This window comes from Liquorilactobacillus satsumensis, assembly GCF_964065465.1.
Taxonomy (GTDB): Bacteria; Bacillota; Bacilli; order Lactobacillales; family Lactobacillaceae; genus Liquorilactobacillus; species Liquorilactobacillus satsumensis.
This window is the reverse complement of sequence record NZ_OZ061606.1, coordinates 698,314-712,074: the sequence shown is the minus strand read 5'-3', so window position 1 is coordinate 712,074 and position 13,761 is coordinate 698,314. Positions and strand designations below refer to the sequence as shown.

Genomic DNA, 13,761 nt, shown 5'->3' with positions numbered 1-13,761 from the left:
TTCATTGAAATAGGTGAATGAGTGTTAATAAAAATCCCATTTGGCGCGTTTGAAATTTAAAATGTTACTTTTGACACACAATCGTAATAAAAGGTACCAAAAAGCCTATAAAAACGTTATTTTTGTAAATAGACTGTAATGCTCACAACTGAATTAAAATGGTACTATTATAAGCGTGGTTAGAATTAAAAATTAAAATTAAAAAACAAATTCGACGTCAGAGGTGTTCGTTAGTGAAAAAAGGGGTTTTTTCAAAGGTGGTCGTTGCAGCAGTTGCTTTTTCTGCTGTTTGGGGGCTAAGTGTTCGTGCGTTAGCATCGGATACAGAACAAAAGCTTAATGAAGTGAATCAGAAAATAACACAGAAACAAGATCTTGTAGACGGAGGTCAAAAAAAGCTCTCCAAATTACAGGATCAGCAATTCAGCGATGAAACTGAAATCAAAGAGTTGACTAAAAACATAAATGCGCGCAAAGCACATTTATCTGACCAGGCACGGTCAGCACAGGTTAATGATACAGGTAGTTTGATCGAATTTGTCACAGATTCAAAAAGTGTGAGCGATGCGGTGGGACGGATTGCGACAGTTGCAACGATGGTCAATGCTAACAATCAGACGTTGAATGATCAAAAAAGAGATAAGCTTAAGGTTGCCGCCGACAAACAACGGATTGCAGAAGCTGTGACACAGCAACAAAAGCTTAACGAACAGTTACGTAATGATATGGCAGACCTTGCAGTGCAAAAAGTTGAATTAAAAGTTCAAAAAGCAAAAGAAGATGCTGATAAGAAAAAAGCTGAAGATGCTCTCGCAGCCACAAAGCAGGCAGCCGCAGCAGCTAAGCAGGCTAAGGATAATGCAACGGCAGCTCAGGCATTGGCAAATGTTAATAAAGCAGCTGCAACGGTGACTACAAACAAGACTACCAGTACAGCTGATAGCAGCAGTAGCACAACCGCAACAACTACTAATACCACTTCAACGAACACAAATAGTAACGTTCAGACGGTTGCAGTTAAGAGTACAAGCACAAGCTCTACCACGCAATCAAGTATGGACACCAGTTCGGTTGTCAGTGCGGCACTTTCATTGACTAAAATGGGAATTCCATATGTTTGGGGAGGAAGTTCTTTGTCAGGGATGGACTGTTCTGGTTTAACAGCCTATGTCTATAGTCAATTTGGGGTTTCACTACCACATAATACTGTTTCTCAAGAAGGCTACGTTACATATGAGAGTGTGTCTCAGGCCCAACCAGGTGATTTACTGTTCTGGGGATCTAAAGGAAGCTCTTATCATGTTGCCATTTACATTGGCGGTGGACAGTTTGTGCACGCTCCAACAGAAGGTGAAAATGTTAAAGTAGGCAGCATTAGCAGCTTTGCACCAAGTTTTGCAGGACGTTTAAAATAGTAATAGGTTAGTCGAAAAGAGTATAAATTCAGTTCAAGGTGCCGTTTAAATTTGTCTTGGCACAAAGTGACCTACAATTTGTTAGACCAAGCAAGTCTAATGATTGTAGGTTTTTTGTGTTTACAATTAGCAACCGCTTCAAAAGAACACAGTTGACTGCTATTTTAAAATTGAGCCTAGTTCTTTAAGGCGCAGTTGAATTAATTAATGATGCAGTATTTTAAATCCGGTACAACAAAAATTCAAAGTTAAGCATTCCTGCCAGTTTCAAATAAGAGGCGTTTTTGTGCAGATTTAGTGTTTAAAAATTGCGACTATTGTTACACACATCTCTTAATTTTGGTATGATAAAGTTGTCTGATATTTCAAAGGAGCGGTCATATGGTAAAGTTAGTTTTGCTACGTCACGGCCAAAGTGTTGCCAATCAAAAAAATGAATATACGGGATGGACGGACGCACCTTTAACTACTAAAGGTGAGCTCCAGGCACAGCTCGCAGGTGATCTTTTGCATGAAACCAAGATTGTATTTCAGCAGTTACATACATCGGTGCTTTCACGTGCCATTAAGACGGCAGAGATTGTTTTAGAACGAATTGAGCAAAATAACATTCCGGTTTTAAAGACATGGCGTTTAAATGAGCGACATTATGGTGCTTTAAGAGGGTTAAATAAGGACTGGACACGTCAAGAATATGGCGCTAAACAGGTGGCATTATGGAGACGCAGTTTTATTACCGTGCCTCCTTTGATGGAATTTCCGGATCAGGATCGACGTTATGCTAGTTATCCACAATCGATTTTACCGCGAGCTGAGAGTCTTAAAATGGCGTCCGATCGTATCATTCCGTATTGGATAGATCAAATTGCTCCACAGCTCTTACACGGGCATAATCAATTAATTGTCGCACATGGAAGCACGTTGCGGGCTTTAATCAAGTATATTGAAGAAATTGATGATAAAGACATTGATGGAGTCGAAGTTGCCAATGGGGTGCCGCTGATCTATGATTTGGATAATAAGTTGCGGATTCAACAGAAGCAAGTTTTACGTAAGCATGAAGTCTAACAATCAGTTTTTAGCGTAAATAAAAGAGACGCTAAAAGGGTGGCAATTAGAAAACACCTTTAAGCAATCGTTTGAGAATAAAAGAGGGGCTGCAACAAAACGTATGTTTTGTTGCAGCCCCTCTTTTATTTCAGGATAAACGTGTTCCATAAGTCAAAATTCTCCGTCTAACTTCGAATTACTCATCGCAAAGTACTCACGATATTCGTAATTTCGAGTTAGTACTCAAATTTTCCCGACTTATGTCACACACTCTCTTTTATTTCAGGATAAACGTGTTCCATAAGTCAAAATTCTCCGTCTAACTTCGAATTACTCATCGCAAAGTACCCGCTATGTTCGTAATTTCGAGTTAGTACTCAAATTTTCCCGACTTATGTCACACTCTCCCTTCTGGTAAGATTTGCTCTTGTCAGATAAAATTTAAACTTTGAGTTTAAGCAAGTGAACCCATTGGATCCCAAGGAGCAAGAACAGTCGGTTTTTCTTTAAGAATTTCTTGTAATTTCGCAGGTAAATGTTTCTTGTTAACAACTACTTGGTAGCAGTATTCGTTCATCCAAGCATTGCTCATGACGAAGAAACCGTCATTTCCAACTTTTTTACCCCAAGAATTTTCAACTTTCCATTTGGTTGGTTTATCATCAATCAAATCAACCCCTGTCAGCACCATTGCATGCGTCATAAGGCTTTCTGCGTAGTCTAAACGCTGTGCTTTTGTCATCTTAAGGTCAATATCGAAAAGTTCTCCCTTGTGATACAAGGTCGTGTCCATAATGCCTTTTTGCCTGTCAGATTCTTGACCAACATCGCAGCCAAACCAGACGCTTTCGCCTGATTGCAGTTGTTTGATAGCCACCGCTCTAAAGGTTTCCATATCGACATTTAGATGGCGTACTTGGCGACCATCAACTACATTACCCAGCATTTCTACAGTATACATCTGATTGTAAGGTTTATCTGCAGTTGGCCCATTGATAATAGAAACGTAATCAGCTAAGTCCCAGCCAACATATTTTTCGAAAAATGCGGTCGGAGTTAATCCACGGTCAAGATGATAGTTCTTGGCAGCATCACGATATTCAAAATCAAATTGGGCTGGTGGTTCTCCAAAGCTGTAAGCTAACATCCGATAAACATCATTTAGAAGCTCTTCTTTGAAAGCTGCGATTTTAGCTGCAGGTGTATTTGCGGCAACTAATTTTCGGAGTGCTACGGCATCTTTGCGTAATTTTAAATTGAAAGTACTGTTGAATTCGCTTGATTTAGAAGAATTATATGTTTCAGGCATTGCAGCTTTAGGGACGACACCGTATTTTTGAATAATTGCGACAATCATGTCCCACTGACCACCATCTTGTTGCGGGGTTGTCATTAGCCAGGCTACTTTACGATCAGAGGTTGGCAAATCAGCAGTTGCAAGGACATTTTCGTAAAAGTAATTTGCTTTTTCAAGTTTATCCCAAAAATAAGTGTAGTTTTGGGATAGCTCAAAGTCCTTTGGAACGTTAAATTTATTTTTAATCTCATGACGCATGGTGTTTAAAGCTGCAAACATCCAGCAACGGCCGGATTGTTTCTGGTTGGCAACATCACCAGTGTCAAGATCAATGGAGAAGACGGGTGTCATTTTGGTTTCAGCTTGATAATCCGCCGCGGACGCCAAAATCCCATTTCTTGTGATGGTTCTTTCTAAAACCTTATGTTCGGGACGCTCTTGTAGCGCGTCTTTGAACTTAGATAACTGTTGTTGCACGATTGCTTTAGTCAATTAAGTCACTCCCTAAAAAGATATAAAGGTATTATATGCTAAAAAAGATAATGCGTAAATACTGCAGGCTTAGCGCACTTCAAACACCCGAGGTCCATCATCAAAACCTGCAATCACAGTATTGACAGTGTCTAAAAAGAGTCCCTGTTCAACTACCCCGACTTGTTGCTTGAGATAGGTTGCCATTTCAGCAGGGGCCGTAATTTCACCAAGATGAAGATCAATAATGAAATTATCAGAATCTGTTTTAACTTTTTGACCATCGGATGTCAAACGAAAGCTGGGATGGAAACCTTTGGCTTCGAAACGGGTAAGCAATTGCTGGCTGCCATACGGAATAACCTCAACAGGTAATGGAAATGCTCCCAACTGTTTAACAAGTTTGCTTTGGTCAACAATCCAAATGTTTTTACGGGAGTTAGTTGCTACGATTTTTTCAAAAAGTAAGGCTGCACCGCCGCCTTTAATTCCTTGATAGTCTGCACTTACCTCATCAGCACCATCAATGGTTAGATCAATATGATCAACTTCATCCACACTTTTTAGCCTAATTCCCAGAGAGCGGGCCTGTTCTGCCGTGCGGGCTGAGGTAACAACACCAGTGATTTCAAGGTGTTCCGTTTTGATTTTTTGTGCAAGTGCAGTCACCATATACTTGACGGTCGAGCCAGTTCCCAGGCCGACAATCATGTCGTTATGCACCCAATCAACAGCTTTTTCACCAACTAGTTTCTTTAGTTCTTCTTGTTTCATAAGTTTCCTCCGATTTCAGCGTTCTTTAGCCAACAAGGATTTGTATTCGGGATTTTTTTCAAAAAAGGCACGTGTGAATGGACATAAAGGCAAGACTTTTTTCTTTTGAGCGGCAACTTGATCAAGGAAATCCTTGGTAATTCTTCCAGCAAGACCTTGTCCGCGTGCTTCTTCAGCTACCCAGGTATGCTCAACCACATAGGTTTGTTCATGATTAATAAGTCTAAAACCAATGTGGGCCACAGGGTTTTTGTCCGTCTGAGCTCGATAATAGTCAAAAGCGCTTTCACTCCAAGCAGTAAACATCTCATCACCTCATTTTTTATTTAATTATATCATAGTAATCTGGACCTGTATCTAGGCCGGAAATGATGATAGAATAAGAATACTAAGCAAAGAAAGAGTGATTTTTTGAAAAGAGGATTTGAAATTGTCAGCAAGTACGAATCTCAAGGGATCCACCTGCCGATTAGGGCGACACAAAATGCAGCAGGATATGATTTCTATGCTGCGCAAGACTTTATCATTCCAAGTATCTGGAGACTTAATTTTATTAAACTTTTGTGGAAGATGGCGACAGCCAAAGAAGTCTTGGAAGACGAACAGTTTGCTGCACAAAAAGACCTGAAACCTTTTTTGGTACCAACTGGGATTAAGGCCTATATGCAGCCTGATGAATTCTTATTGCTGGCTAATCGTTCCAGTAATCCTTTAAAGCGGAGTTTAATCTTGCCAAATGGAGTCGGAATCGTTGATGCTGACTATTACAATAATGCGGATAACGAGGGGGAGATCTTTTTCCAGTTGCTTAACTTTGGGGTTAAAGAATTGCGGATAAAAAAAGGGGAACGGATTGGGCAAGGTATTTTTGTGCCATTCCTGTTAGCTGATGCCGAACAAAAAATTGTTCGCAAACGAACGGGTGGCTTTGGATCTTCCGGACGTTAAAGCAAAGGTTTAGTGGTATAAAAGTCAAAAAATTTCGCTAATTATGTTAAGATGGTACGAGAAAGAAGAAAGAAGGTTCCCCTGTGGCAAAGACGAAAACGCATTATGTTTGTCAAAATTGCGGATATACCTCTCCCAGATATCTGGGACGGTGTCCTAACTGCGGTTCGTGGAACACACTGACTGAGGAGCTGCAGCAACCAGAGTCAAATAAAAAAGCCGCCCGGGTTAACTTTAGTGGAAACAGGATCAAGCCACAACTGTTGCGAGATGTTAGCGTTCAGGAAAATCCGCGTGTTAAAACTGATTCACGCGAACTTGATCGTGTTTTAGGGGGAGGAATTGTCCCAGGCTCGCTCGTTTTGATTGGAGGCGATCCTGGAATCGGCAAATCAACACTTTTGCTGCAACTTTCGGGACAGTTAGCTGCTAAACAAAATACTGTGCTTTATGTTTCAGGTGAAGAAAGTGCCGTTCAAATTAAGCTGCGTGCCAAACGTCTGGGAGTTAACGGGGAACAGTTCTATCTTTATCCTGAAACTGATATGCCAAGTATTCATCAGTATATAGAACGGATGAAACCTGATTTTGTGGTAATTGATTCTGTCCAAACGATGCAGGAACCGGAAATGTCCTCTGCAATCGGGAGTGTTTCCCAGATCCGAGAAGTGACTGCCGAATTGTTACAGATTGCCAAAACCAATGGTGTTACAATTTTTGTCGTTGGTCATGTGACTAAGGGAGGGGCTTTAGCTGGTCCTAAAATTCTGGAGCATATGGTAGATACGGTGCTTTACTTTGAAGGAGACTTGCATCACGCATACAGGATACTGCGTGCCGTTAAAAATCGTTTTGGTTCAACTAATGAGATCGGAATTTTTGAAATGAAGGAAAATGGGTTGGTCGAAGTTCCCAATCCTTCTGAGATCTTTTTAGAAGAACGTCTTCAAGGTGCAACCGGATCTGCAATTGTAGTTTCACTGGAAGGAACGCGACCAATTCTGGTCGAAGTACAAGCGCTGGTTACACCCACAGCTTTTGGGAATGCTAAGCGAACTTCAACCGGATTAGATCACAATCGGATTTCATTGATTATGGCGGTGCTTGAAAAACGTGCCGGTTTATTGTTACAAAATCAAGATGCTTATTTAAAAGCGGCTGGTGGGGTCAAATTGGATGAGCCGGCAATTGATTTGGCAATTGCAGTTAGCATTGCCTCAAGCTATCGCGATGCCGAGACACGCCCGACCGACTGCTTTATTGGTGAATTGGGTTTGACCGGTGAAATCAGACGTGTTAATCGAATTGAACAGCGAGTTGCTGAAGCTGCAAAGTTAGGGTTTAAACGGGTGATTTTGCCTAAAAACAATGCAACTGGCTGGAATCCACCTGCAGGGATAAAGATTGTTGGAGTGGCAACTTTGGCACAAGCCTTACAAACCGTGTTTAATTAATAATTAGGCTGGAAAGGAGTAAAAACATGAGAAAGAAAATGATTAAAGTTGTCCTTGCCGTTCTTGGAATCGGCGCAGGGTACACTTTTTTACCATATTTGTGGCTACTATTGGCACTCCAAAACAACTTTTGGATAAATAACTTTATTGTCAATGTGTTACTTGGGATTGCAGTCATGTCTATTGTCTCATTATTTGTGACTGATCCGCTTGAAAAGCTCATTCAAAGAATTGAAAATAACTTAGCACGTCAGAGCCCGTATGTAATTATCTCAACGAGCGTTTCTGTAGTCGTTGGTTTGATTATTGCAGCGTTGCTCTCAACACTTTTTTCGCATTCGCGCTTATTTCTTTTAAATACAGTTATTCCAGTGGTGCTAATGGTTATTTTAAGTTATTTAGGCTATATCGTTGGGAGGAATCATCTCGATTTTTTCAAAAAGTTGATTACACAACGGCGCAAACCTGAAAGAGAACGAGAAGATTCGCGGCAAAATATTTTAGAACGAAAAGCGGGGGAAAATTTCCACCGAGTTAAGTTGCTGGATACTAATATCTTGATCGATGGTCGTATCTATGATTTGGTAAATACTGGTTTTATTGAAGGAACACTGGTTGTTCCCAATTTCGTCTTGTATGAGCTTCAATATATTGCCGATTCAGCGGATAGTATTAAGCGCGTCCGAGGCAGGCGGGGGCTAGACATTTTAAATAAGTTACGGAGCGAGAAAAATGTTCCTGTGGAGATGTATGATGGGGACTTCGAGGATGTTCAAGAAGTGGACAGCAAATTGATTAAGCTTGCCAAGCTTCTTGATGCAGTGATTGTTACAAATGATTATAATCTAAACAAAGTTAGCGAATTTCAAAACGTTGAAGTTTTGAATGTAAATGCGCTTGCCAAAGCATTGAAACCGCGAGTTGTTCCGGGTGAAAAGATGACAGTGACAGTCATCAAGAAAGGGACTGAGCGGCAACAAGGAGTTGCTTATCTTGATGATGGCACAATGATTGTGGTGGAAGATGGGCGTTATTATACCAATCAACCGCTTGAAGTTGTTGTCACTAGTGCATTGCAGACTGATGCAGGCCGGATGATTTTTGCTAAGCCGGTCCATGCTACGCGGAGTCTAAAAGAAAAAAATTAAACAACAAATATAGAGCTGTTGGTTTATTTTTTTTTTTATTCATTGTAGAATTATCAGAGTAACGATCGTTCGCTTTTTTCAGGGATGATCAAATCAAGAAAAAGAAAGAAGAGGCGCTAGAATTGGCAGACAAAAAAATTCGTGTCCGGTATGCTCCTAGTCCTACTGGACATTTGCATATTGGAAATGCACGTACAGCATTATTCAATTATCTCTTTGCTCGACATAATAATGGGACTTTCGTTATCAGAATCGAGGACACTGACTTAAAACGGAATATTGCCGATGGTGAAAAAAGCCAATTAGATAATTTGACTTGGTTGGGAATGGACTGGGATGAAGGTCCGGACAAACCTGGTGAATATGGCCCTTACCGTCAATCAGAACGTTTGGCAATCTATAAACCCTTAGTCCAGGAGTTACTAGACAAAGGCTTGGCCTATGAGTCGTTCATGACAGAAGAAGAGCTGACAAAACAGCGCGAAGAGCAAAAGGCGCGTGGTGAGGCTCCTAGATATGTTTATGAATATGAAGGAATGAATGCTGAAGAAATTGCTGCAAAGCAGTCACAAGCTCGTGCTGCAGGTCTAGAACCGGTTGTCCGGATTCGAGTTCCTCAAAATAAGACTTATGAGTTCGATGATATCGTCAAAGGACATATTAGTTTTGAATCCAACACAATTGGTGGAGATTTTGTTATTCAAAAACGTGATGGGATGCCAACATACAATTTTGCCGTCGTGGTGGACGATCATCTGATGAAGATTACGCATGTCTTACGGGGAGACGACCATATTGCTAATACTCCTAAGCAGTTAGTTGTGTATGAAGCTTTTGGTTGGGAACCTCCTGTTTTTGGGCATATGACTTTAATTATTAATACAGAAACTGGCAAAAAACTCAGCAAGCGGGACGAAAGTGTGTTGCAATTTATCGAACAATATCGCTCCTTGGGTTATCTTCCTGATGCTATGTTCAACTTCATTACTTTATTAGGGTGGTCACCAGTTGGTGAAAAAGAAATCTTTAACCGTAAAGAATTGATTGGCATGTTTGATCCGAAACGTCTCAGCCGCTCGCCAGCCTCGTTTGATGCCAAAAAGCTGGAATGGATTAATAATCAATATGTTAAGAATGCACGAGAAGATTTGATTGCAGATTCTTCCTTGAAACAGCTGATTAAAGCAGGCAGAATTCCCGCTGACCCTGATGCTAAAACAATTGAATGGGCGCGTAAATTGACGAATCTCTTTAAACAGCAGATGTCATTTACAGGACAGATAATCAAACTTTCAGAAATTTTCTTTGATGATCCGGCAACTTTAGATGAGGCGGCTTTGAAGGAACTTGCTGATGAAAGTGCACCCGTTGTTTTGAACGCATTTGCGCAGAAGATTAAAGAATTGCCGCTTTTTGATGCAACGGAAATCCAAAATGCAATTTATGCTATTCAGCACGAAACTGGCGTCCGTGGACGTAAGTTGTATATGCCGATTAGAATTGCAACAACGCGTGAAACCCACGGACCTGAACTAGCAGCTTCTGTCGAATTGCTCGGGCGCACTAAGGCGTTGATGCATTTGCAAAAAACCCTGGCTGAGATTGGAAAATAAGTGACAGGGGTTAGGATTTAACCAAGTATTTTGAAATAAAAAAGTGTGGTAATGGAAGTGCACTATAAGACGGTAAAATTTGATGACTAACTTGCGGTTACAAAAATTACGCGTACTGCGGCATGAGTAATTTAAAGTTAGGGCGAAAATTTTGACTTATGGAACACAGTTATCCAGCATAAATAGAGGGACCTGATCAAAATTTAACTTTTGACCCAGTCCCTAATTTTATTTTAGGGATCTTTGGGGGTACGACCCCAACAGCAGATTGTGTCAAAGTTAGGAAAGTTTGCAGTTCAATGCTTTTAACTTCGTGCTATTGGTGTTAAGCGTCGCTGGTGCCTTGAGGTTGGAAAATTTGCTGAAAATTTTTCAACTTATACCACACTCTGTGCGAATCGTATATAATTAGAATTAAAAAAGGAGGCACGCTGCATGATTCAACTATATAATACTTTGACAAATAAAAAAGAAGAGTTTGTTCCGCGCGTTCCCGGAGTAGTGAACATGTATGTCTGTGGCCCGACTGTTTATAATTACATTCATATTGGAAATGCAAGAAGTTCAATTGCATTTGACACGGTCCGGCGTTATTTTGAGTTTAGAGGTTATCATGTTAATTATGTTTCTAACTTTACTGATGTAGATGACAAGATCATTCGTGTAGGGCACGAGCAAAATATCAGTCCACGCGCGGTAGCAGATAAGTACATTGAGGCCTTCTATGAAGATACCGATGCACTGAACATTGAACGTGCAACACTTAATCCACGAGTTATGGATATTATGGATGATATCATTGCTTTTGTAGAAGCACTTGTTGCCAAGGGGTACGCGTATGAATCACAAGGAGACGTGTATTATCGGGCACGTAAATTTAAAAATTATGGGCAGCTATCAGGACAATCTGTCGATCAGCTTGAAGAAGGTGCAAGCGAGCGGATTAGTACAGTTGAAGCACTTAAAAAGGAAGATCCACTTGATTTTGCGCTTTGGAAGGCAGCTAAACCAGGTGAAATTTCGTGGGACTCGCCATGGAGTAAAGGACGTCCTGGTTGGCATATTGAATGCTCTGTGATGGCAACTAAGTATTTAGGCGCAACGCTTGATATTCATGCTGGTGGGCAGGATTTAGAATTTCCGCATCATGAAAATGAAATTGCACAAAGTGAGGCCAAGACCGGGCAAAGATTTGCAAACTACTGGTTGCATAATGGATTCGTAACGATTGGTGACGATGACGAAAAAATGAGTAAGTCATTGGGAAATTTTGTAACAGTTCATGAACTCATCAAAAGTGTTTCACCCCAGATTTTACGCTTTTTTATGGCAACGACACAGTATCGGCGACCTATCAGATACAGCCAGGCTAATTTAGATGAGGCGAGCGCTAACCTTAAAAAAATAACAAATGCTTATCAGAATGCGGGTTATCGCTTACGTTTTGCTGAGCCAAAAAAGGCGCTTGAAAGTAATATGGCAGCCTATTTGCAAGCAAAAAAAGCTGCATTTATTCAAGCAATGGATGATGATTTAAATGTCCAAAATGGAATTACTGTTGTTTATGAAATTGCAAAGGAAGTAAATGTATATAGCGCTTCAACTGCACCAGCAGCAGCAACGCTTATAGCCTTGAGAACACTGCTGCAAGAATTACTGCAGATTTTTGGGATCAAGTTGACTGATGGCGAAACTGAGCATCAAAAGGATGATCAGCAGATTGAAGACTTAATTGCACAACGGGATGTGGCGCGTGCACAGCGTGATTTTGCGCGGAGTGATGCTTTGCGTGACGAGTTAAAAGAAAGAGGGATAATATTGGAAGATACTCCTCAAGGAACAAGGTGGAAAAGGAATGAATGACGAATCTTTTGAACAAATCAATGGGATCGCCTTAGCTTATATGGGTGATGCAATTTATGAAGTCTACATTCGTCGGCACTTGATTGCTGCAGGGTTGACGAAGCCCAATAAGCTGCATCGCATAGCAACGCACTTTGTTTCCGCGAAGGCCCAAGCTTTTTTAATCACAAAGATGGAAGAAGAGGACTTATTAACTCCTGTCGAGCAGGAGTATTTCAAACGGGGGCGGAATGCTAAAAGCCACACAACTGCTAAAAACACTTCTGTATTAACTTATCGTATTTCAACTGGTTTTGAAGCTTTATTTGGCTATCTTTACTTAAGTGAACAAACCCAAAGATTAGACGAGCTGGCACAGTGGTGTATAGTGACAATTGAAGGAAAGAAGGATGAACTTGGACAAGACTGAACAGAATGCAGAGTTCATAATTGGGAGGCATCCTGCCTTAGAGGCATTAAAGAATCATCAAAATATTAATAAGGTTTTTATTCAAGAAAAGAACCAGTCTGATGCACTCAGCGAACTCAGTCAACTTGCTAAAAAAAGGAAAATCATTGTGTCAACGGTGCCTAAAAGCAAATTGGATTTGTTGGCTGACGGGCAAAACCATCAGGGAGTTGTGGTTGCAGTAGCGGCTTATGCCTACGCCCAGCTAGATGATCTTTTTGCAGCAGCTGCGGCTAAAGGGGAAGCACCGTTTTTTTTGATTCTTGATGGCATAGAAGACCCGCACAATTTAGGTTCAATGATGCGAACGGCTGATGCCGCCGGGGTACATGGGATTATTATTCCTAAACGACGGGCGGTACAGTTGACTTCAACTGTTGCGAAAACTTCAACTGGTGCAATTGAACACGTTCCTGTAACTCGGGTTACCAACTTAGTACAAACTGTCCAAAAATTAAAGGAAAAAGGACTGTGGATTTTTGGGACCGATATGAGCGGCAAAGATTTTCGCAAGTGGGATGCACACGGTGCAGTTGCACTAGTGATTGGAAATGAAGGTAAAGGAATTTCGCCACTTTTGAAAAAAGAATGTGACGAGATGCTGACAATCCCAATGAGCGGTCATGTTCAAAGTTTAAATGCCAGTGTTGCTGCTGCACTATTGATCTATCAGGGATTCACTTCAAGGAGAAAATAAATGAAGAAGAACATCCTGATTGTTGATGCCTATAACATGATTGGAAATTGGCCAAAATTAAATAAGCTTAAATTATCCGGTCGTTTGGAAGAAGCGCGCGATCAACTGTTGCGCATTTTATCCAATTATCACAAACAACGGGATTATCAGATCATTGTGGTTTTTGATGCGATGTACGTTCCGGGGTTAAGCAAGAGTTATCGGCAATACGGGCTCAAGATTATTTGGACCGCGGAGGATGAAACTGCGGACACCCATATCGAGTCGCTTGCAAAAGAATTGCAAAATCGGCTGACACAAGTCACAGTTGCTACGAGTGATCAAGCTGAGCAGTGGACAATCTTTTCACAAGGGGCAATGCGGATTCCAGCTTGGGAGCTGTACCAGGATATTAAGCGTGCTAACAAAGAAGTTCAACGACAAGCCCAAAAGTATCAAGACGAAGCTGCGGTAAGAAGGCTTCCTTGGGATGAACAGCAGCTCCAGAAATTAGCGCAGCTACGTGAACAGCTCTCACACGAGGATCATAGTGATGATTGACAGTTAACGTGCTGCATGTTAGAGTTATTTCTGAATTAATGAC

At 41.0% G+C, this 13,761-nt stretch carries 13 protein-coding genes; 10 read left to right on the top strand and 3 right to left on the bottom strand.

Features of this window, described 5'->3' with window-relative positions; all coding sequences use genetic code 11:
• Positions 1 to 233 precede the first annotated feature (233 nt).
• Positions 234 to 1,415, top strand: coding sequence for an NlpC/P60 family protein (locus AB3Y88_RS03350; RefSeq protein ID WP_228887841.1), 1,182 nt, complete (start codon positions 234 to 236; stop codon positions 1,413 to 1,415).
• A 381-nt stretch (positions 1,416 to 1,796) separates the two neighbouring features.
• Positions 1,797 to 2,483, top strand: a complete 687-nt coding sequence (locus AB3Y88_RS03345; RefSeq protein WP_054757908.1) for a 2,3-diphosphoglycerate-dependent phosphoglycerate mutase — start codon at positions 1,797 to 1,799, stop codon at positions 2,481 to 2,483.
• Between the two features lie 436 nt (positions 2,484 to 2,919).
• On the opposite strand, the gene AB3Y88_RS03340 is transcribed toward AB3Y88_RS03345, so the two are convergent.
• From AB3Y88_RS03340 to AB3Y88_RS03330, 3 genes are all read right to left on the bottom strand, one after another.
• On the bottom strand, positions 2,920 to 4,254 hold the full coding sequence (locus AB3Y88_RS03340) for a C1 family peptidase (protein WP_056959704.1): 1,335 nt from the start codon (positions 4,252 to 4,254) through the stop codon (positions 2,920 to 2,922).
• Positions 4,255 to 4,323: 69 nt separating this feature from the next.
• The gene (rpiA, locus tag AB3Y88_RS03335) at positions 4,324 to 5,007 is read right to left on the bottom strand and encodes a ribose-5-phosphate isomerase RpiA (protein ID WP_228887840.1); all 684 of its coding nucleotides are present in this window, start codon (positions 5,005 to 5,007) and stop codon (positions 4,324 to 4,326) included.
• A gap of 15 nt (positions 5,008 to 5,022) precedes the next feature.
• Positions 5,023 to 5,313, bottom strand: a complete 291-nt coding sequence (locus AB3Y88_RS03330) for a GNAT family N-acetyltransferase (RefSeq protein WP_054757212.1) — start codon at positions 5,311 to 5,313, stop codon at positions 5,023 to 5,025.
• Between the two features lie 105 nt (positions 5,314 to 5,418).
• Between AB3Y88_RS03330 and AB3Y88_RS03325 the strand changes: the two genes are divergently transcribed.
• The 8 genes from AB3Y88_RS03325 to AB3Y88_RS03290 all read left to right on the top strand — a co-directional run bounded on the left by AB3Y88_RS03325 (position 5,419) and on the right by AB3Y88_RS03290 (position 13,718).
• Complete coding sequence (locus tag AB3Y88_RS03325; protein ID WP_056959699.1) at positions 5,419 to 5,955, top strand: dUTP diphosphatase; 537 nt, start codon at positions 5,419 to 5,421, stop codon at positions 5,953 to 5,955.
• Between the two features lie 83 nt (positions 5,956 to 6,038).
• Positions 6,039 to 7,409 (top strand): DNA repair protein RadA, encoded by a 1,371-nt coding sequence (radA, locus tag AB3Y88_RS03320; protein ID WP_056959697.1) that lies wholly within the window; start codon positions 6,039 to 6,041, stop codon positions 7,407 to 7,409.
• Positions 7,410 to 7,435: 26 nt separating this feature from the next.
• A complete protein-coding gene (locus AB3Y88_RS03315) occupies positions 7,436 to 8,557 on the top strand; it encodes a PIN/TRAM domain-containing protein (RefSeq protein WP_056959695.1) in 1,122 nt (373 codons plus the stop codon).
• Positions 8,558 to 8,679: 122 nt separating this feature from the next.
• Positions 8,680 to 10,170, top strand: a complete 1,491-nt coding sequence (gene gltX, locus AB3Y88_RS03310) for a glutamate--tRNA ligase (protein ID WP_228887839.1) — start codon at positions 8,680 to 8,682, stop codon at positions 10,168 to 10,170.
• 435 nt (positions 10,171 to 10,605) lie between these two features.
• On the top strand, positions 10,606 to 12,033 hold the full coding sequence (gene cysS / locus AB3Y88_RS03305) for a cysteine--tRNA ligase (protein ID WP_228887838.1): 1,428 nt from the start codon (positions 10,606 to 10,608) through the stop codon (positions 12,031 to 12,033).
• Positions 12,026 to 12,442, top strand: a complete 417-nt coding sequence (locus AB3Y88_RS03300; RefSeq protein ID WP_056959689.1) for a Mini-ribonuclease 3 — start codon at positions 12,026 to 12,028, stop codon at positions 12,440 to 12,442. The genes cysS and AB3Y88_RS03300 overlap by 8 nt, the downstream gene beginning before the upstream one ends.
• A complete protein-coding gene (gene rlmB, locus AB3Y88_RS03295) occupies positions 12,423 to 13,178 on the top strand; it encodes a 23S rRNA (guanosine(2251)-2'-O)-methyltransferase RlmB (RefSeq protein WP_056959687.1) in 756 nt (251 codons plus the stop codon). Before AB3Y88_RS03300 ends, rlmB begins: the two co-directional genes overlap by 20 nt.
• Entirely contained in the window at positions 13,179 to 13,718 is a 540-nt protein-coding gene (locus tag AB3Y88_RS03290) for an NYN domain-containing protein (protein WP_056959685.1), read from the top strand. It abuts the gene before it with no gap.
• Positions 13,719 to 13,761 lie beyond the last annotated feature (43 nt).